The sequence below is a fragment of the Tianweitania aestuarii genome (assembly GCF_018457165.1).
GTDB classification, from domain to species: Bacteria; Pseudomonadota; Alphaproteobacteria; order Rhizobiales; family Rhizobiaceae; genus Tianweitania; species Tianweitania aestuarii.
In genome coordinates, this window is sequence record NZ_JAFMNX010000004.1 from 111,941 (window position 1) to 131,534 (window position 19,594).

At 61.4% G+C, this 19,594-nt stretch carries 16 protein-coding genes and 1 riboswitch; of the genes, 4 read left to right on the forward strand and 12 right to left on the reverse strand.

Annotated elements, in window-relative coordinates; genetic code table 11:
- Positions 1–3: 3 nt before the first annotated feature.
- The 6 genes from JYU29_RS15255 to JYU29_RS15280 form a co-directional block, all read right to left on the reverse strand.
- Entirely contained in the window at positions 4–942 is a 939-nt protein-coding gene (locus tag JYU29_RS15255) for an ABC transporter permease (protein ID WP_213985708.1), read from the reverse strand.
- Entirely contained in the window at positions 939–1,916 is a 978-nt protein-coding gene (locus JYU29_RS15260; protein ID WP_213985709.1) for an ABC transporter permease, read from the reverse strand. The genes JYU29_RS15255 and JYU29_RS15260 overlap by 4 nt, the downstream gene beginning before the upstream one ends.
- Positions 1,913–2,896 (reverse strand): nucleoside hydrolase, encoded by a 984-nt coding sequence (locus tag JYU29_RS15265; RefSeq protein ID WP_213985710.1) that lies wholly within the window; start codon positions 2,894–2,896, stop codon positions 1,913–1,915. Before JYU29_RS15265 ends, JYU29_RS15260 begins: the two co-directional genes overlap by 4 nt.
- Positions 2,893–3,852 carry a nucleoside hydrolase gene (locus JYU29_RS15270; protein WP_213985711.1) on the reverse strand — a complete coding sequence of 320 codons (960 nt, stop codon included), beginning with the start codon at positions 3,850–3,852 and terminating at the stop codon, positions 2,893–2,895. The genes JYU29_RS15265 and JYU29_RS15270 overlap by 4 nt, the downstream gene beginning before the upstream one ends.
- A 106-nt stretch (positions 3,853–3,958) precedes the next feature.
- Positions 3,959–4,840 carry a dihydrodipicolinate synthase family protein gene (locus JYU29_RS15275; RefSeq protein ID WP_213985712.1) on the reverse strand — a complete coding sequence of 294 codons (882 nt, stop codon included), beginning with the start codon at positions 4,838–4,840 and terminating at the stop codon, positions 3,959–3,961.
- A 24-nt stretch (positions 4,841–4,864) separates the two neighbouring features.
- On the reverse strand, positions 4,865–6,418 hold the full coding sequence (locus tag JYU29_RS15280) for an ABC transporter substrate-binding protein (protein ID WP_213985713.1): 1,554 nt from the start codon (positions 6,416–6,418) through the stop codon (positions 4,865–4,867).
- Positions 6,419–6,543: 125 nt separating this feature from the next.
- On the opposite strand from JYU29_RS15280, the gene JYU29_RS15285 reads away from it, so the two are divergent.
- Positions 6,544–7,443, forward strand: a complete 900-nt coding sequence (locus JYU29_RS15285) for a LysR family transcriptional regulator (RefSeq protein WP_213985714.1) — start codon at positions 6,544–6,546, stop codon at positions 7,441–7,443.
- Positions 7,444–7,463: 20 nt separating this feature from the next.
- Here JYU29_RS15285 and JYU29_RS15290 read toward each other — a convergent pair whose 3' ends face one another.
- From JYU29_RS15290 to JYU29_RS15315, 6 genes are all read right to left on the reverse strand, one after another.
- Positions 7,464–7,688 carry a hypothetical protein gene (locus JYU29_RS15290; RefSeq protein ID WP_213985715.1) on the reverse strand — a complete coding sequence of 75 codons (225 nt, stop codon included), beginning with the start codon at positions 7,686–7,688 and terminating at the stop codon, positions 7,464–7,466.
- A gap of 290 nt (positions 7,689–7,978) precedes the next feature.
- On the reverse strand, positions 7,979–8,941 hold the full coding sequence (locus JYU29_RS15295) for a sugar-binding transcriptional regulator (protein ID WP_213985716.1): 963 nt from the start codon (positions 8,939–8,941) through the stop codon (positions 7,979–7,981).
- Positions 8,942–8,965: 24 nt separating this feature from the next.
- Complete coding sequence (locus tag JYU29_RS15300) at positions 8,966–9,685, reverse strand: amidohydrolase family protein (protein ID WP_213985717.1); 720 nt, start codon at positions 9,683–9,685, stop codon at positions 8,966–8,968.
- A 28-nt stretch (positions 9,686–9,713) separates the two neighbouring features.
- A complete protein-coding gene (locus tag JYU29_RS15305) occupies positions 9,714–10,706 on the reverse strand; it encodes an ABC transporter permease (RefSeq protein ID WP_213985718.1) in 993 nt (330 codons plus the stop codon).
- Positions 10,707–10,717: 11 nt separating this feature from the next.
- Positions 10,718–13,303, reverse strand: a complete 2,586-nt coding sequence (locus JYU29_RS15310) for an ATP-binding cassette domain-containing protein (RefSeq protein WP_213985719.1) — start codon at positions 13,301–13,303, stop codon at positions 10,718–10,720.
- Between the two features lie 70 nt (positions 13,304–13,373).
- On the reverse strand, positions 13,374–14,423 hold the full coding sequence (locus JYU29_RS15315; protein ID WP_213985720.1) for a substrate-binding domain-containing protein: 1,050 nt from the start codon (positions 14,421–14,423) through the stop codon (positions 13,374–13,376).
- Between the two features lie 364 nt (positions 14,424–14,787).
- A riboswitch (glycine riboswitch) is annotated at positions 14,788–14,878 on the forward strand.
- A gap of 139 nt (positions 14,879–15,017) precedes the next feature.
- Between JYU29_RS15315 and gcvT the strand changes: the two genes are divergently transcribed.
- The 3 genes from gcvT (at position 15,018) to gcvP (ending at position 19,452) form a co-directional block, all read left to right on the forward strand.
- Positions 15,018–16,154 (forward strand): glycine cleavage system aminomethyltransferase GcvT, encoded by a 1,137-nt coding sequence (gcvT, locus tag JYU29_RS15320; protein ID WP_213985721.1) that lies wholly within the window; start codon positions 15,018–15,020, stop codon positions 16,152–16,154.
- Between the two features lie 77 nt (positions 16,155–16,231).
- Complete coding sequence (gcvH, locus tag JYU29_RS15325; protein WP_213985722.1) at positions 16,232–16,591, forward strand: glycine cleavage system protein GcvH; 360 nt, start codon at positions 16,232–16,234, stop codon at positions 16,589–16,591.
- Positions 16,588–19,452 carry an aminomethyl-transferring glycine dehydrogenase gene (gcvP, locus tag JYU29_RS15330; protein WP_213985723.1) on the forward strand — a complete coding sequence of 955 codons (2,865 nt, stop codon included), beginning with the start codon at positions 16,588–16,590 and terminating at the stop codon, positions 19,450–19,452. Before gcvH ends, gcvP begins: the two co-directional genes overlap by 4 nt.
- The last annotated feature ends 142 nt before the right edge of the window (positions 19,453–19,594 follow it).

Below are 19,594 nucleotides of genomic sequence, written 5' to 3' on the forward strand. Positions count from 1 at the left end.
GGCTCAGCCCTCCCGGCGCGGATTAAGAATGTCACGCAGCGCATCACCGATCAGGTTGATGCCCACGATAAGAAGAAGCAGCGTGATGCCCGGGAAGAAGCTGATCCAGTAATCGCCCGACAGGATGTATTCGAACCCGTTGGAGATCAGCAGACCGAGCGAAGGCTCCGTTACCGGCAAACCGATGCCGAGGAAGGAAAGCGTCGCTTCGAGCATGATCGCATAGGCTATGCGCATCGTCGCCACCACGATCAACGGCGGCAAGCAGTTCGGCAGCATGTGGCGGAAGATGATGCTGCGATCGGGCAGCGCCATCGAGCGCGCGGCTTCGATATAAGCGCGCTTGCTTTCCACCAGCGCCGAACCGCGCACCGTGCGGGCGTAATAGGCCCACTGCGTCACCACCAGCGCGATGATGATCTTGTCGACGCCCTGTCCGAGGATCGCCAGAAAGATCAACGCGATCAGGATCGACGGGAAGCTCAGCTGAATATCCACGATGCGCATCAGCACCGCATCGATCCGCCCGCCGGCATAGGCGCTGAACAGGCCGATGCTCGTGCCGATCACCAGAGCCACGGCGGCACTCACGAGACCAACGAGGATCGAGGTGCGCAAGCCATACATGATGGCGCTCACCAGATCGCGGCCTTGCGTGTCGGTGCCCAGCCAATAGGTCAGGCCGGTCATGCTTTCGCCACCCGGCGCCAGCCGTCCGTCCATGATATCGAGCTGCGCCAGATCATACGGATCCTGCGGCGCCAGCACCGGGGCCAGCACGGCCGCCAAAAGCAGGATGCCGGTGATGATCAAACCCACCAGCGCCAAACGATTGTGCAGCAGCGCAATCAGGGTACGCTTCAGGGGCGACATCGCGGGCTTTGCGGCGATGGTTTCCGTTCCGGCGTGAACCGAGGTCGAGAGCTCGTGAGGGTTGCTCATCGCGAACCTCCTTCCAAACGGACGCGCGGATCGACAACGGAATACAGAATGTCGACCACGAGGTTGATGACGCTGAACATGATCACGGTGATCATGAGGTAAGCGAGCACGACGGGACGATCGAGCACGGCGATGGAATCGATGATGAGCTTGCCCATTCCCGGCCACGCGAAGATGGTCTCGGTCACCACCGCAAAGGCGATCAGCGAACCGAGCTCGAGGCCGATCACGGTGATCAGCGGGATCAGCGTGTTCTTCAGCACGTGAACGCGCAGGATGCGGCTTTCCGGCATACCCTTGGCGCGCGCAAAGCGCACGAAATCGAGCTGCATCACCTCCATCACGCCGGCGCGCGTCAGGCGGATGACCAGCGAAATCTTGAACAAAGCCAGATTGAAGGCCGGCAGAAGCAGGTGGCTCAGACCGTCCCAGGTCAGAAAGCTCACCGGTACGCCGAATAGATCAACCGTCTGGCCGCGTCCCGACGCCGGCAACCAGCCAAGCTGCACGCTGAATACCATGATCATGATCAGGCCGATCCAGAAGGTTGGAAGGCTGAAGCCGAGGATCGAGAAGGTCATGATCGACTTCGAAACCGCGCTGTTCGGCTTCAAGCCGGCATAGATGCCGAGCGGAATGCCAAGGATCAGCGCCATCATCAGGGCGACGAAAGCGAGTTCCAGCGTCGCCGGCATGCGCTGCAGAATAAGATCGAGCGCCGGCTGATTGAACACGAAGGAATTGCCGAGATCGCCCGTCAGCGCCTTGGCCAGAAACACAAAATATTGTTCCCAGACCGGCCGGTCGAGCCCGAAGGCCTGGATCACCTCCAGCCGCTCGGCCGGTGTGGCCGATGAACTCAAAAGCACATCAACCGGGTTGCCGACGAGATAAAGCCCCACAAACACCAGAAGACTCATGACGAACAGCGTCACGATCGTCTGGATGAAGCGGCTCAAAAGGTAACTGCTCATGCGTGGAACTCCCTTTTCGGAGTAGCGGTCAGCGGGATCGCACCAAGTCCGGCGATGCGCTCCACAAGGAGGCGGCGATAACCCACCTCGTCAACATGGGTCATCACGCAGGCATTGGGGCGCTGCTCGCTTTTGTTGTGAAGGTCCGCCCAGGTCTGGCCGGCGGTGGGGCCGTAAAGTGTTACGCCAATGGCGCAGTGGCTGCCCGAAAACAGTTCCGGCTGCAACAGCCATGCAATGGTCATCGCATCATGGATCGGGCCGCCGGGGCGGCCAAAGCGCTTGAGATCGCCGCGGTCGAAGCGGCGCAGAAGCCCAGCCAGTGCCTTGCCGCTCGGGCTGCCCTGCGCTTCCATCGCGCTGAAATCGCCATCCGCAAACAGGGCCTGCAAGGTCACGTCGAGCGGCAACAGCACCACCGGCACGCCCGATTGCCAGACGATGGCGGCGGCATGCGGATCGGCCATCACGTTGTATTCGCCAAACGGCGTGCGGTGTCCAAGCGCGGCGAAGGCGCCACCCATGATCACGATGCTTTCGATGCCATCGGCCACATCCGGATGCATCCGTAGCGCCAGCGCTATGTTAGTCAGCGGACCCATGGCGCAGATCGTGATGCCGTGCCCTTCAACAGCGGCGGCGCGCGCTTGTTCAACGATGAAGCGCACGGCCGAGAACCTTGCCGGCTGGTAGTCGGTCTCCGGCATCAGATCGGGGGGAAAGTCACCGATATGGGCATATTTGCCGAAGAGCTGCTTGCCAATCAGCGGAACGGCGGCCCCCGCCAGAACGGGCACGTCGCGACGCCCAGCCAGCGCCACGATCCGGCAGGCATTGCCGACGCTTGCGGGCAGACCGACATTGCCGGCCACCACCGTCACGCCGCGCAGGTCGATTTCGGGCGAAGCCAGTGCGAGCATGATCGCCGCCGCATCGTCCACGCCGGGATCGGTGTCGATGATGACGGAGATGCGGCTCATGCGGCGCGCTCGATTTGGTAGCGCGAAAACAGCTGCAGGAAGAGCGCGATCACACCCTTTGCATCCACGTCGCAAACGATCTCCGCATTTGGCTCGAGGCCGCTCTTGTTGTACCAGTCGGCCACTGTCTGCCCCATGCACAACTCGCTTTCATGCTCGATGAACACGCGGGCCGGTTTGGTTTGGAACAGGTGAGGGGCCAATAGGAAGGCGATCACCAGCGGATCGTGCAGCGGGCCACCGCGCGATCCATAGCGCTCCACCTGATTGCGGTCCCAGAACGCCATCAGGTCTGCCACCGTCGAGGCGATCCGGCCGCTGACCGCCGCGAATTGTTCGACATGCTCCGGCGTCAGGATCACCTGATGCGTGGCATCGAGCGCCAAGGCCACGATCGGAATGTCGGACGAAAACACGATATGCGCGGCGTGAGGATCGGCCAGCATGTTGAACTCGGCCGTCATCGTGCGATTGCCCGGCTCGCGATAGGCACCGCCCATCATCACGATGCGCGCAACGCCGGCGGCGATGTTCGGGTCGATCCGCAGCGCCATGGCGAGGTTGGTCATCGGCCCGAGGCAGCACAGCGTGACCGGCTTGCCCGTTCGCGCGGCTTCGCCCAGCCGGTCCACCAGGAACTCCACCGCGCCCTTGTCCTCGGCCTCCTTTCGCGGCTCCGGCAAACTGGTGTTGCCGAGGCCGGAATGCCCGTGAAATTGGCCGCGGATCACGTCGCGCAGAAGCGGACGGAAACTGCCGGGATAAACCGGAATGTCGGTGCGCCCACCCAGCTCGCAGATCTGCAAGGCATTGCGCACCGTGCGTTCGAGCGGCTGGTTGCCGGATACCGGCGTGATCGCGAGGATCTCCAGTTCGGGCGAAACAAACGCCGCCAGAAGCGCGATCGAGTCGTCGATCCCTGGATCGCAATCGATGATGATCGGAGTGGACGTCATGAACATTACCTGAGCATTGGTCTTGTCGGACACCGGGCGTCAGCGCGCTCGCAAGCTGCGGCGCCCCGTATTCGACAAAGGCATTTCGGTGGTCGTGGTGACAGCGCTAAAGCGCCCCCACAGTGCGCAGAACCTCTGCGATTTCGTTGCGTGCGGCCTCATCCAGCGGCACCTGCGGCGCGATGGGATCGCCGACGGCGAAGCCCTGCAACTGCAAGGCGGTCTTGATGCAGCCCGCGATCGAATAGCGCGCGAAGATCTCGTTGACCCGCCACAAAGGCCGCTGCAGTTCCATCGCCCGCGTCCAGTCACCGGCTTTCGCGGCGTCGTAGAGCGCGATGCTCTGCTTCGGCACGATGCAGGCCGGACCCGCCATCCAGCCGACGCCGCCGATCATCAGCACGCAGGCCGGGATATGGGCGGAAGCCGAAAACACTTCCATGCGCCCGCGCGTGCGCTCGATGATCGAAAGCAGCCGCCCGGTATTGGTGGAGGCGTCCTTGATGTAGTTGATGTTGGGGATGTGGCTCAGCCGCTCGATCACCGGCAGCGTCAGATCGGAGCGCTGGAAGTTCGGGTTGGTGTAAAGCACCACCGGTCGCCCGCGCGCCGCGCCTGCGATCGCCTTGAAGTAGGCTTCCACGCCGGCGTCACCGACGGGGAAATAGGCTTCGAGAACCGCCAGAATGCCGTCGGCACCCGCTTCCACCATGGCCTCGGTTTGCGCAACCGCATCGCGGATCGTGGTGGATGCGACGCCCGCCACAACCGGAACACGACCGCGATTGGCCGCGATCGTCGTTTTCACCACCTCCAGGCGCTGTTCGTTCGAAAGATAAGCGAACTCGCCTGTGCTGCCGAGCGGCGTCAGCCCGTGCACGCCTGCGGAGATTAGGTGTTCAACCAGGTCTCCCAGAACGGCGGTGTTGATGTCACCGCCGGGGGTCGTTGGCGAAACGAGATAGGGAAAGACGCCGTGGAAAGACATGGCCTGAGTCCCCAGCCGCGCCGCTTACTGCTCGGCCTTGACGTAGAAGGGCAGCGTGTACCCGTCCGAACGTCCTTCATAGGACAGGTCGGTCTTGGCAGCCCAGGTGTTGTCGAGGAAGAACAGCGGGATGATGCCGAGATCGTTCATGGCGATCCCCGTTGCCTTCTTCAGCAGGGTTTCGCGCGCGCCGTCATCTAGCGTCCTGCGGGCTTCTTCCAGCGTCTTGTCGAACTCTGCATTGGAATATCGGCCGCGATTGCCCTGGCCGGCATTGTCGCCATAGGTTTCCAGAAGCGGTCCGAGCACGCCCGAGGGTTCGCCGGTTTCCACCGCAGCACCGCCCATGATGAAGCTGAACTCGCGGGCCGAAGCGCGTGAGAAATACACGCTGCCCGGAAGCGTTTCGACCTTCGTCGTCACACCAATGCGGCTGAAGAACTGGCCGACGGCCTGCGCGACCTTAGAGTCGTTGGGATAACGATCGTTGGTCGCATGGAAGGTCAGGTCGAAACCGTTTGGATAGCCGGCATCCGCTAGAAGCTGCTTGGCCTTGTTAGGATCATACGCATCGGTTGCAAGCGACGCATCGTGACCGAAGTAACCCTCCGGCACGACCTGGCCAGCGGGCGTGCCCTGGCCGTCCATGATGCGGTCGACGATCGCCTCACGGTTGAGCGACAGCGACAGCGCGCGACGAACTTCGGCGCTACGCAGCGGGTTCTTGCCTTCGGGACCCTTCGCAAAAGGCGAGGTTTCACGGTCCTGATCCATGTGAAGATACATCAAGCGGTTGCCCGTGGCCTTGATGACCTCGATCGCATCGCTTTCTTCCAGACGGCTCGTATCGGCGGTCGGAATGTTCTCGATCATGTCCACATCGCCCGAAAGGATCGCGGCAACGCGGGCGCTGTTGTTCTTGAAGATGCGGAAGGTGACCTTTTCCCAATCCGCCGTGCCGTCCCAGTAATCCGGGTTGCGTTCGAGATTGATCTGCGAGTCCGGCGTCCAGGACACGAATTTGAACGGGCCGGTGCCGATCACGCCGTTGCCCTGGTTCATCTGTTCGGTGGTGGTTTCGCCCTGCTCGGCCGGCAGGATGGCGATGCGGCTGAGATTGTTGAGCAGAAGCGGCGTCGGGCCGTTCGTGGTGATGCGCACCGTCATCGGATCAACCGCCGTCACGTCGGCGATTGCCTTGACGTAAGGCGTGAACGCGCTCGGGCTGTTCTTGGCGGCCATCGGCACGCGCTTGATGCTGGCCACCACGTCTTCGGCGGTGAAGTCGCTGCCGTCATGGAACTTCACGTCCAGGCGCAAGGTGAAGTCCCAGGTCGTGTCGTCGACCCGGTTCCAGCTGGTCGCCAGCGCCGGCTGTATCTGCTGGCGGGCATCCTGGTTCACCAGACCGTCGAAGATGTTGCGCGCCATCGCGCTGTTGGGACCGACGACGTAGAATTGCGGGTCCATCGAAGTGGTGGAGGCCGAAAGGCCAACCGTCAGGTCGCGCGCCCATGCACCGGCCGACGGAAACAGAACCACGGAAGCGGCAAGCGCTGCGGCTGTGAAAAATTTCATGATAAGCTCCTCCAAAGCTCCATCCCCAGATGGGGAGATCAGTGGCAATTGCTTATTTCCTTCGCACAATGATGCAAAATTGCATTATAGCCTGATCCCATGCCGAAACGTTATGGAGGCACCGCATGCGTTTGAAGCCGCGTCAGCTGGAAGCCTTCCGCCATGTGATGCTCACGCGCGGCGTCACGGCGGCGTCTGACGCCATGAACATCGCCCAGCCCGCCGTCAGTCGTTTGATCCGCGATCTCGAAAGCGAAGTCGGCATGACCCTGTTCACCCGTCAGGGCGGACGCCTCCTGCCGACGCCCGAAGCGGTGCTCCTTTTGGCCGAGGTCGAGCGGCTTTATATCGGGATCGATCAGGTCGCGCGCGCCGCCGGCGACATCCGCCAGCACCTCAACGTCGTGTTGCGCATCGCCAGCGTCACTTCACTGGTACGGCCCTTTCTGCATCAGGCCCTGGTCGAGATCGTCGGCCCGCGCCTCGATCTGCCCTTGGTCATGGATGTCGAAAACAGCCGCCACATCTGGGACATGGTAGAGAAAAGCCATTATGATCTCGGTCTGGTTTTCGGCCCGCCGCGTCCGAGCGATCTGCAGACCGTTCACCTGCACAGCTCAACCGCCGTCGCCGCCATGCCGCCGGATCATCCGCTCGCGCAAAAAGATGTGATCACCCCGGCCGACCTTCTCGACTGCCGGGTTCTCACCGCCGGCCGCAACTCGCCGCTACGCCGTGGCCTCGACCGCGCCTTTTCGCAGGCCGATCAGGCGCCGCTGAACACGGTTGAAACCTCCATGCTCAACTGCTGTCATTTCGCGGCAGCCGGCATGGGCGTCGCCATCGTCGACCGCATCACCATGCGCGCTGCCGATGTCGAACTCTGCGCCAAGCCGTTCCTGCCGACGATCGACGTATCCTATTACGCGGCCCGACCCGCCGGCTCGCGCCAGATCCTCGTGCTCGACCAGATCGTCGAACGCATCAAGACGCTGCTGGACGAAGAAGCGGTTCAGACCACCTGAAGCGTCACACCGATGTCGCGTCAGTTCACCCGCGATGGCAGGGCTGCCAGACGGTCGCGCAAACCGAGCAGATTGCGGCACACCGCTTCCAGATCCTTCAACGCGAAGCCTTCGGCGTGAACCGAGCCTTCTTCCGCCAGCAGGTCCTTGAGCCGGCCTTGATAGCGCGCGGTCCCGTCTTCGACGGTCAGCCCCTTGCGCGTTTCAAACGCCTCGTTCCAGCTGATCGCGTCCGCTTCGCTCAATCTCGGTGTCGCCGATGAACACCCGCGGTGCCGGTGCGCCTTTGCGCGCTTGCGGTGGCTGCCGCCACGGCGCGAGACATTGGTAAAGAGCGAGCACGCGCAGCGGACCCTCAGGCAAATTTTCACACGCGCTGGCAAACACGTTCGACAGAATGGCGACATTGCCGGTGCCGCACAGAACCTCGTGCCCCATCGCGGTGATCATGCCGTTCACCACATCCGGAAACGAGCAATTGATCAGCCTAGTCTGCGGAACCAGCGCGGTGATCGCCGCGCCATGCGGCTTGAGATCAGCGCATCTGCAGCACGGCGCGTGCCGTATTTTCATCCGTGATAAAAGCGTTTGCCAGCTTGCCGGTGAGTGCAGCATGGATCGCCCGCACCCGAATTTCGCCCGAACTCACGAGAAGCGTCGTCTGCTTGCTGTCGGGCTCGCGGAGCAATGAAGTCAGCCGATTGAAGTAGCCGCTCTCGATAAAACGGCCGTCCTTGTCGATCACGCCACCCAGAATTTCACCGACAGCACCGGCATCCATCGCTTCGGCAAGTTCACGATCGCTGATGAAACCGTCGAGATGAACGCCGGCTTTCCAATCCACATTGCCGCTGCCCATCACCAGGAGATTGGCTTCATTCACCAGCGTTCTCAATGTCTTATAGCCGAGCTGAGCCTGCAGGATCTCGCGATCCGAAGTGGTCGCCGTGACCAACGGCATCGGCAGGGGATAGCTTTGCGCGCCGATCCGTTCAGCAAGCTTCGTCACCACATCATGGCGCGATGCCCGGCCCGTCGGCGTGAGATTGCCCATGAGCGACACGCAGCGATGCTGCGGCCGGTCCATCGACGCAACCCGCATCACCGTTTCGCGCATCGCTGTTCCGTTGCCGACCGCGATGGTGAAAGGCGACTTCTGAGCCAGAAGATTGTCGAGATACAGCGCCGCAACCGTTGCCGCCGACGGAATGTCCTCCGTAGACCCCGCCTCGCTCAACGAAACCTCGCAGAACTGCAGCTTGAAACGCTCCTTCAACTGATCGGCCAACGCAATGCACTCGGCGAGCGGATGCCGGACCTGGAAGCTGATGAGATTCTCGCTCAACGCCAAGGCGATCAGGCGCTGAACGATCTGCCGGGAAATGCCGAGATCCCCAGCAATATCGTCTTGCCGTTTACCTTTGACGTAATAGAGCCAGGCCGCGCGGGCGGCTTGGTCGAGCCGGCGATCGGCCTCGCTTCTTTCGGTTATGGCCATGATCGTCTCGACGCTGTTGCCTTCCTAGAGCTTCAGGATCTTGGCGATGTTGCCGCCGACGATTGCGCGATAGCCCTCCGGATCATCGGTGGCACGTTCCATTTTCTTGAACTCGAATTCGTAATCCACGAACGGCGAATCCGTGCCCCAGATAACCTTCTCGGGTCCAAGTGCCTTGACCGCCGTCTGGATCTCGAAAATCGGAGCCCGCGATGTCTCGAGATAGAGGTTTGGACACTCCTGCGCATATTCGATGGCCTGCTCGACCGACCAGAAGAAGCCCATATGCGCCATCAGAAGAGTCACATCGGGAAAACGCTTGGCCATGATGCGAAACTCAGGCGGGCTATTGAGCAGGTCGCTCGCGCCGTGCACGATAACGGGAATCCCGTATTCATCCGCAATCTTGAACAGCGGGTCGACCAAGCCGGAGTCCGACAAATGATAGCCGTTGATCGTTGGATGCAGCTTCAGACCCTTGAAGCCCCAGTCGCGAATACAGCGCCGGACTTCTTGCGCGGCATCAGGCTGCCATGGATTGACCGCGCAATATGGGATCAGGCGGTCCGGGAACTCGTCATACGCTTCCTTGATCGGATCATTGGTGAAGTTGCCTTCCACAAAGGGGAACATGACCGCCTTGTCGACGCCGACCGCATCGATCTTTGCAACGAGATCTGCTCCGGTCTGCCGTGCGCCGTGGCGAATGCCGAGATGATTATGGGCATCGATGATCAGCGTCATGGAAAGTCCTCCGTCCAGTTCTTGCGTTCTAGTTCTTACGTTTCAAGGCGCCGATGGCCATCGCCAGCAGGATAAATCCGCCATTGAGCGCATAACGATAAGGGGCGCCAAGACCCAGCAGGGTCAGGCCATTGCTGAGGAAGCCGATGAACAAGGCGCCCATCAGCGTGCCGGGAATGCTCATCTCGCCCTGACGCGATGCGAGCGTGCCGAGATAAGCGGCGGCAAAAGCATCGAGCAGGAAGGGCTCGGCACCGCGCGGCATGGCGATGCCTGTACGCGACACAAGCGCTACCCCGGCAAGCGCGGCCAGCACACCGGCGATCACGAAGCCCAAGCCAAAGATCATCCTGATATCGATGCCAGCCAGGAAGGCGGCGCGAACATTGCTTCCCACGGCCTTTGCGTAGCGCGCAAAAGGCGTGAAGCGCATGATCACGAAGACGACGAGGAAGACCACAAGTGCCAGCACGATCAGCGCGGCGACCGGGCCGAGATCCTTCTGCCCCAACCACAAGAAGTCGCGGGTCAAAGAGCGCGGCAGCGTGAAGAGGATCTGCGGCTCGGCACCATTGGTTGCCATCAACTCGCCCGAGCGGATGATGAACATCATGCCCAACGTCCCGATAATGGCGGGGATGCCGACATAAGCCATGAGCACCGCGTTCACGATGCCGACCACCAGGCCGAATAGAAGCGGGATCGCGAAAGCCATCCAGATCGGGTATTTCGCAATGATCAGCATGGCCGCGATCAGTCCAGCCGCATCCGCGGTTTGTGCGATGGATAGGTCGACGCCACGCATCTTCATGACGATCGTCAAGCCAAGTGCCATGATCATCACGATGCCGCTTTGGCGAAAGACGTTCTCCACATTGGCGGCCGATAGAAACGCCGGCTTCAGATACCAGAAGATGCCCAGCACGGCGATCATGCCGAGGATCGCGCCATAATCGCGCAGGAGGCCAAGAACGGAGATCGAATTGGTCGAGGATTTCGGTCGATTGGACGAAACAGACATCGCAATGCTCCTCAGAAGATCAGGACCTGGCCGATGCCACGCTTGTGGATCACGCCGAGTGCGATGGAGAGGATGAGAACCAGACCCTGAATGCCGGGCAAAGCCTGGCTCGAGATCCCGATGAGAATGAGCCCATTCGACAAGGAGGCCAAGAACAGTGCCGCAATCAGCGTGCCGACCACGTTGAGTTCGCCCGCCTTGTTCAACGTGCTGCCAAGAAAGGCTGCGGCCAGAGCGCTGATCAGGAAGTCGATGCCGGTGGCGAGCGCCGATGCACCATAGGAGTAGGATGCGAGGATCACGCCGGCCAGACCGAGCACCAGACCGCCCAGCATGAAGGATGCGGTGGCATATCGAGCGCGACCGATGCCCCGAAGTTCAGCCGCCAAGAGGTTCTGGCCGACCGCATACATGCGCAGGCCAAGCCGCGTGCGTTTCAGCACGAAGTGCAGGATGGCTGTAGTGCCAAGCAGCAGGATCAGCACGAAGGGGACCGGGCCGACATAGCCTTGCCCGATAAAGAAGAAGCCGGGCTGGTCGGACAGCGTGAGAGCCTGGCCGCCATTGTAAAGCAGCGTTGCGCCCATCGCGACGAACATGACGCCGAGCGTTGCGACAAAAGCGGGCATTCCGAAGATCAACACGAGCGCTGAGTTCACGGCGCCTGCAATGAGGCCGGTCAGCGCACCGAGGCCAAGCGCGGCCGCCGAACCTGCCCCCGCGATCATCGTGCCGGCCGCCAGATTGGTGGCAAACTGGCTGACGGCGCCTGCCGACATATCGAAGCCACCTGCGATCAGCACGACCGTAAGACCGAGCGCGATGAAGGCGAGTACGCTGCCCTGTTTCAACACGTCGAAGATGTTGTTGAACGACAGGAACTGCGGCGCAAGGATCGCGATCAGCGCCAGCACGACAACCATGCCGCCGATCGTGCCCCAGCGCGCCCAAAGGCTCGGCGGCGTTGCGGCCTGCGCCGGAGATGCGGCGACGCCAGCCGCAGGCATCTGGCTGCTCGCCTCATCAGCGACGGCCTCATGAGAAGCGCCATGTTCGGCCTCGGTGTCGTCGGCAGAGCCTGATGCCCAGTAGAGCAGCGTCTCAGCCGTAGCTTCGCCCGGTTCAAACAGCTTGTTGATACGTCCCTTGTGCATGACGGCGACGCGGTCGCTCATGCCTGCGATTTCTTCGAAGTCGGACGAGATGAAGATCACGGCAGCACCGCGCCGCGCCAACTCCACCATCTGGCGGTAGATCTCGACCTTGGACCCCACGTCGACACCCGTGGTCGGTTCGTCGAACAGGAAGACCTCCGCATCACCGAGAAGCCAGCGACCGATCACGATCTTCTGCTGGTTGCCGCCTGACAGGTTGCGAGTGGCCTGGTTGAGATGGGGTGGCTGGATGCGCAGCCGCTCGACCAGGGAATTGGCCGCAGCACGCTCTTGCCCGCCGCGCACGATGCCGGCGCGCGAAAAGCGGCTGAGTTCGGGCAGCGTAAGGTTCTCGCGCACCGTCATGTCGGTTACCAGACCTTCATGACGGCGGTCTTCCGGGATGAGTGCGAAGCCCTGCTTCTTGGCGCTGCGGGGTGTACGCGGATCGGATGGTTTGCCGGCGACAGTCACCGAACCACCCGAACGGGGCAGGGCACCGATCAGGGACAAAGCAAGCTCGCTCCGGCCGGCGCCCATCAAACCCGCAATGCCGAAGATCTCGCCGCGCCGAACATCGAGATCGACGCCGCGCAGCATATGGCCTTGTGTCAGACCGCGAACCTGGAGCAGCGGCTCGCCGATCGTGACCTGTTCTTTGGGATAAAGCTGCTCGATGTCGCGGCCGACCATCATCTGGACGATGCCAGCGCGGGACGTTTCGGCAACAGGCAAGGTAGCAACCAGCTTGCCGTCGCGCAGAACGGTGACACGGTCAACAAGATCAAGCACTTCGTCGAGATAGTGCGAGATATAGATGATGGTGACACCGTTGTCGCGCAGAGCGCGGACGATGCCGAACAGAAGTTCAGCTTCGCTGTCGCTCAAGGATGCAGTAGGTTCATCCAGGATGAGGATGCGCGGCTTTCGCACGATCGCTGCGGCAATCGCCGCCTGTTCACGCTGCGCCACGCTCAACTCGCTGACGAGCGTGTCGGCATCAAAGGTTGCACCAACCTGTCTCAACGCGTCGGCTGTTTGCTTCCGCATGGTCGAGAGATCAAGCACGCCTCCGGCAAGCGTGATCTCCTGTCCAAGGAACACATTCCGCGTGACATCGAGCTGGGCGACCAGCGGCTGGTCCTGATGCACGATGGCGATGCCATTGGCTTCTGCGTCACGCGGATCGCGCAGCTGCACACTCTTGCCACCAACCAGGATCTCGCCGCGTGTGGCTTGATAAACGCCAGTCAGCACCTTGACCAGCGTCGACTTGCCCGCACCGTTTTGGCCAAGGAATGCGTGAATCTCACCGGCGCGGATCTCAAGCGAAACATCGCTCAGGGCAACAACGCCGGGGAACTCCTTGCCGATGCCACGGCATTCCAGAACGGAGGTTGTCGCAGCTTCTTGATGGCGCGCAACATCGATGGTGCTTGTCATAGGACAGAACCTCGGCGGGACTTCATGCGGAAAAGGGTGGCGTTTGTTCTCCGCCACCCATCGACGATGATTAAGGAAGGATCGGATGGACGACGATCAATTCGCCGTTCTGCTCCCAACGCTCTTCGACATCTTCGCGCGGAATGGACATCTCGTCCCAGATTCCAGCGCCCCAACGCTTTTCGGCTGAGGCAACGCCGTTGGCGTGGGTTGCAAGCCAGGCATCGGTGAACAGCGTGCTCGGGAAGTCCGTCTCGCCAGCCATGCCTTTCAGCAGGATTTCAGCGGCAAGCGAACCGATGCGTGGAACGTCCTGCACGACGGTCGCGACGAATGGGCTTTCCTCGTCCAGCAGCATCTGGAAACCGACCCGGTCGCCATCGATTGAAGCGATCTTGATCTCGTTGCGATCGTTGCGGCGCACGGCTTCAACAGCACCGGAAACGAGCAGGTCATATGCACCCCAAACAGCGGCAACGCTGCCTGGCTCTGGATTTGCGGTGAGGATGTCTTCCATCTGCGCTTGAACACGCGCAGCACTATGCTCGGTTGGCACTTCATGCAGCTTGACCTGCGGATAATCCGCGACCATCGCCTGAAGGATCCGCTTGCGTGTCTCCAGAATTGGCGCGCCCGGCACCCAAAATACGTAAACATCGCCCTTGTAGTCGATGCTCGACAAAAGCGCGCGGCTGACGATTGCCGACATCAAGGCATCGTCGCCACCCACATCGGCCAGAACGCCTTCCGTCTTGGATCCAATCGAGGTGGTCACGACAGGGATGCCGGCTGCATTTGCCTTCGCCACCACGGGTGCCAGCTGCTGCGCATCGCCGAGCTGAACCACGATGCCGGAAACGCCTGAATTGATCAGACTTTCGATATTTTCGTTGTGCTTGCGCGGATCCGCGCCGCCGTCAGTAACGACGACTTCCGCACCCGCTGCCTTCAACGCCTTCTCTGCACCAGCAATGATGTCGCGGTTGTAGTCGTTGGTGATTTCGCGCGCGGCGATACCGATTTTCTTGCCAGCAGCCTCCTGTGCATGAGCCGTGCCGGTGAGCGCCGCCAACCCGATGGCCGCGGAAAGGGCCAGACCCTTCAGCGTTTCTGAAATCATGATGTTTCCTCCTGCCGCCGGTCTACCTACCAGCTGTTAGCATCATTTATGGCGAGCAATTATTCGCACGGCAAGCAGAAAATCATCCATATAGTTTATACAGGCCACTCAGCAGATGCTGGATCGCGAGCAAAAGCTCATTGTTGATGAGGTGCGATTTATTTGCTTCCAGAGATAATTGGCGTCTGATGCGCGCGAGACGAGGGCGGCATCCATGCCGACCTGCTTACCCCCAGCTCTCCAAGCTGATCCCGTCTTCCTGCTTGCTGCGCGCGAAGACGTGGATTAAAAGTCCACAAAAATCGGCTTCAGCCGCTCAAACAGGGAACGCGACAAATACCGGCAGCACCAAGGCTGTCATCTATCAAGATGAGTGGAAGAGATCGGCTTTCAGGCCGGCGCCGAAGGAGCAACCGCCCCGGAAACTCTCAGGCAAAGTGGACCTCTCATCTTCGCAAATCTGGAAAGAAATTCGGCCGCAAAGCTGGATTCGCCGACGGGATAACACTCTCAGGCACACAGGACAGATGGGGCTCCACGCGCGGCAACGCGCATCATCGCCGCTTCAAGAAAGCGGCTTCGGGAGCACACTGAATGGACCATCAATCCACCCTGCACCAAACGCCGCTGCACCCGCTTCATGTCCGGTTGAACGCCAGGCTGGTGCCTTTCGCCGGCTATGACATGCCGGTGCAATACCCCCTCGGCATCATGAAAGAGCATCTGCAAACCCGCTCAGGCGCCGGCCTGTTCGATGTTTCGCATATGGGTCAGGTCGTGGTGAAAGCGCAGTCTGGCAACTATGCCGACGCAGCGCTTGCGCTTGAAGCACTGGTGCCCGTCGACCTGCTCGGCCTGAAAGCGGGACGGCAGCGCTACGGCTTTTTCACCAATGACGAAGGCGGCATCCTCGACGATCTGATGATCACCAATCGCGGCGATCATCTCTTGGTTGTCGTCAACGCCGCCTGCAAGGAAGCCGATCTCGCTTATATGGAGGCTAAGCTGACGTCCTGCGCGGTGAACCTGCTTGAAGATCGGGCTTTGCTCGCGCTGCAGGGCCCGCGCGCCGAAGCCGTTCTGGCCACGCTATGGGACGGTGTTTCGGCCATGAAGTTCATGGATGTGCGCGATGCCACCTTGTGCGGTGCAGCCTGCATCGTGTCCCGCTCGGGCTATTCCGGCGAGGACGGGTTCGAGATCTCGGTGCCGGCGGAAAAAGCGGAAGAGCTGGCGCAGGCGCTGCTCGACCATCCCGATTGCGAGGCGATCGGCCTTGGCGCGCGTGACTCCCTGCGGCTCGAAGCGGGGCTTTGCCTTTACGGCAGCGATATCGACACCACGACCTCGCCGGTGGAGGCCGCGCTCGAATGGGCGATCCAGAAGGCGCGCCGCACGGGCGGCGCTCGGGAAGGGGGCTTCCCCGGTTCCGCACGCATTCTGGAGGAACTGAACAACGGTGCGGCTCGCCGTAGGGTCGGCTTGAAGCCGGACGGCAAGGCACCCGTGCGCGCTCATGCCACGCTTTTCAGAGATGCCGGTGGTCGGGAGCCGATCGGCGAGGTGACGTCGGGCACGTTCGGCCCTTCGGTGGAGAGCCCCGTTGCAATGGGCTATCTGCCGGCCGACTTGGCTGCTGCCGGTACGCAGGTCTTTGCGGAAGTGCGCGGCAAGTACCTGCCCATGACCGTGGCATCGCTGCCCTTCATCACGCCGACCTATAAACGCTGAACACCCTTTCGGACTCTTTGACCGGATCTCGCTGCAGCGCAGGCTTCCGGTCCACACATCCATTTTGGAGACAAGACATGCTGAAATTCACCGCCGAACACGAATGGCTGAAACTCGATAACGGCGTTGCCGCCGTTGGCATCACGCAGCACGCCGCCGAACAGCTGGGCGATCTCGTTTTCGTGGAACTGCCGGAAGTCGGTGCCGAGCTTACCAAGGGCGGCAATGCCGCTACTGTTGAAAGCGTCAAGGCGGCGTCCGACGTTTATGCGCCGCTTGATGGCGAAGTCACAGAGGTTAACCAGGCGCTGGTGGACGACCCGTCGCTCGTAAACTCCGATCCGCAGACTGCCTGGTTCTTCAAGATCAAGCTCAAGAACCCGGCGGATGCCGACGCCCTGCTCGATGAAGCAGCCTATCAGGACCTCATCGCATGAGCGATTCCACCGACTTCCATTTTACGGATTACGATCCGTATGATTTTGCCAACCGTCGCCACATCGGTCCGTCACCGGCCGAAATGGAGGCGATGCTGGACGTGATCGGCTATGCGTCGCTTGATGCACTGATCGATGCCACGGTTCCCGCATCCATCCGCCAGCAAAAGCCGCTGAGCTGGGGCGCAGCCCTGACGGAGCGCGAAGCGCTCGACCGGCTGCGCGAGACCGCCAACAAGAACCAGGTGCTGACCTCGCTGATCGGGCAGGGCTATTACGGCACGGTGACGCCGCCGGTGATCCAGCGCAACATCCTGGAAAACCCTGCTTGGTACACGGCCTACACACCGTATCAGCCGGAAATCAGTCAGGGCCGTCTTGAGGCGCTCCTGAACTTCCAGACCATGATCTGCGACCTGACCGGGCTCGATGTCGCCAATGCCTCGCTGCTCGACGAGGCCACAGCCGCCGCCGAGGCCATGGCCCTGTGCAAGCGCCAATCCAAGAACAAGGTCACCGCGTTCTTCGTCGACCAGGCCTGTCATCCGCAAACTATCGCGCTGATCGAAACGCGCGCAGCCCCCCTTGGCTGGACAGTGATCGTGGGCGACCCGATGACCGATCTGGATCCCGCCGACGTGTTCGGCGCTATCTTCCAGTATCCCGGCACGCACGGCCATATCCACGATTTCTCCGGCCTGATCGCCCGCCTTCACCAAACCGGCGCAGTGGCTGCCGTTGCCGCCGATCTTCTGGCGCTGACGCTTCTTAAATCGCCGGGCGAAATGGATGCCGATATAGCGATCGGCACCTCGCAGCGCTTGGGCGTGCCGGTTGGATATGGCGGCCCGCACGCCGCCTATATGGCGGTGAAGGATTCCCATAAGCGCGCGATGCCTGGCCGTTTGGTGAGCGTCTCAGTGGATGCACGCGGCAATCGCGCTTATCGGCTGGCGCTGCAAACCCGCGAGCAGCATATTCGCCGCGAAAAGGCGACGTCGAACATCTGCACCGCGCAGGTTCTGCTTGCCGTGATGGCCTCGATGTACGGCGTGTTCCACGGCCCCGACGGGTTGAAGGCGATTGCTCAGCAGGTCCACAAGAAGGCCGTGCTGATGGCCAAGGGATTGGAAAAGCTCGGCTACACGATCGAGCCGGAAGCCTTTTTCGACACCATCACCGTTGATGTCGGTCACATGCAGGGGCTGATCCTGCGTGCTGCCGTGGCCGAGGGTGTCAACCTGCGCAAGGTTGGAACCACCAAGATCGGCATGTCGCTGGATGAGCGCACACGGCCGTCAACGCTGGAAGCAGTTTGGCGCGCCTTTGGCGGCACTTTCGCGGTTGCCGACTTCACGGCCGATTACCGGCTGCCGTCTGCGCTTCTGCGGAAATCGGCTTACATGACGCATCCGATCTTCCACATGAACCGGGCGGAAAGCGAGATGACGCGCTATATCCGCCGGCTTTCGGATCGCGATCTGGCGCTCGACCGCTCGATGATCCCGCTCGGCTCCTGCACGATGAAGCTGAATGCCACGGCCGAAATGCTGCCGATCACTTGGCCGGAGTTCGCCGACATCCACCCCTTCGTGCCGGCCGATCAGGCGCTCGGCTACAAGGAGATGATCGACGATCTCTCGGACAAGCTGTGCCAGGTCACCGGCTATGACGCGTTTTCCATGCAGCCGAACTCCGGCGCACAAGGGGAGTACGCCGGCCTGCTGACCATCCGCAACTATCACCGCGCCAACAACGAACCGCATCGTGATGTGTGCTTAATCCCAACCTCCGCGCATGGCACCAATCCGGCCTCCGCGCAGATGGCTGGCATGAAGGTGGTTCCGGTAAAGGCGCGCGAAAACGGTGATGTCGATCTCGAGGACTTCCGCGCCAAGGCCGAGCAGCACGCGGCAAACCTGTCCTGCTGCATGATCACCTATCCGTCCACGCATGGTGTGTTCGAAGAAACGGTGCGGCAGATCTGCGAGATCACCCATGCCCATGGCGGACAGGTCTATCTTGACGGCGCCAACATGAATGCGATGGTCGGCCTGTCGCGGCCCGGCGACATCGGCTCCGATGTCAGCCATCTCAACCTGCACAAGACTTTCTGCATTCCCCATGGCGGTGGCGGACCGGGCATGGGTCCGATCGGCGTCAAAGCGCATCTGGCAGCCCATCTGCCGGGGCATCCGCAAGATGGCGGCGGCGAGGGGGCTGTGTCCGCAGCTCCGTTCGGTTCGCCGTCGATCCTGCCGATCTCCTGGTCGTATTGCCTGATGATGGGCGGCGAGGGGCTCACACAGGCAACCAAGGTTGCGATCCTGAACGCCAACTATATCGCCGCACGGCTGAACGGCGCTTATGACGTGCTCTACAAGTCGGAAGCGGGTCGCGTCGCGCATGAATGTATCATCGACACGCGTCCGCTCAATCCGGCCGCCGGCGTCACGGTCGACGATGTCGCCAAGCGCCTGATCGATTGCGGTTTCCACGCGCCCACCATGAGCTTCCCGGTTGCCGGCACGCTGATGATCGAACCCACGGAATCGGAAACGAAGGCGGAACTCGACCGCTTCTGCGAGGCGATGCTGGCAATCCGCGAGGAAGCCCGCGCGATTGAAGACGGGCGGATGGACAAGACGAATAACCCGCTGAAAAACGCGCCGCACACCGTGGCGGACCTAATCGGCGAATGGGATCGTCCATATTCACGCGAACAAGCTTGCTACCCGCCCGGCGCCTTCCACGTCGACAAGTACTGGTCGCCGGTCAACCGCGTCGACAACGTCTACGGCGACCGCAACCTCATCTGCTCCTGCCCGCCCATGGAAGACTACGCCGAAGCGGCCGAGTAATATCTGGATTGGAGCTGAGGCGTTTCGCCAAACATTGAAGGCTGATGATCGAATTTAAGACCGGTTCTGCGGTCTGCTCGATCATCAGCTTGTCACGAGCAACTCCGGTTTGACCTTCCAGCGCCTGGCAAAGGTGCCGACA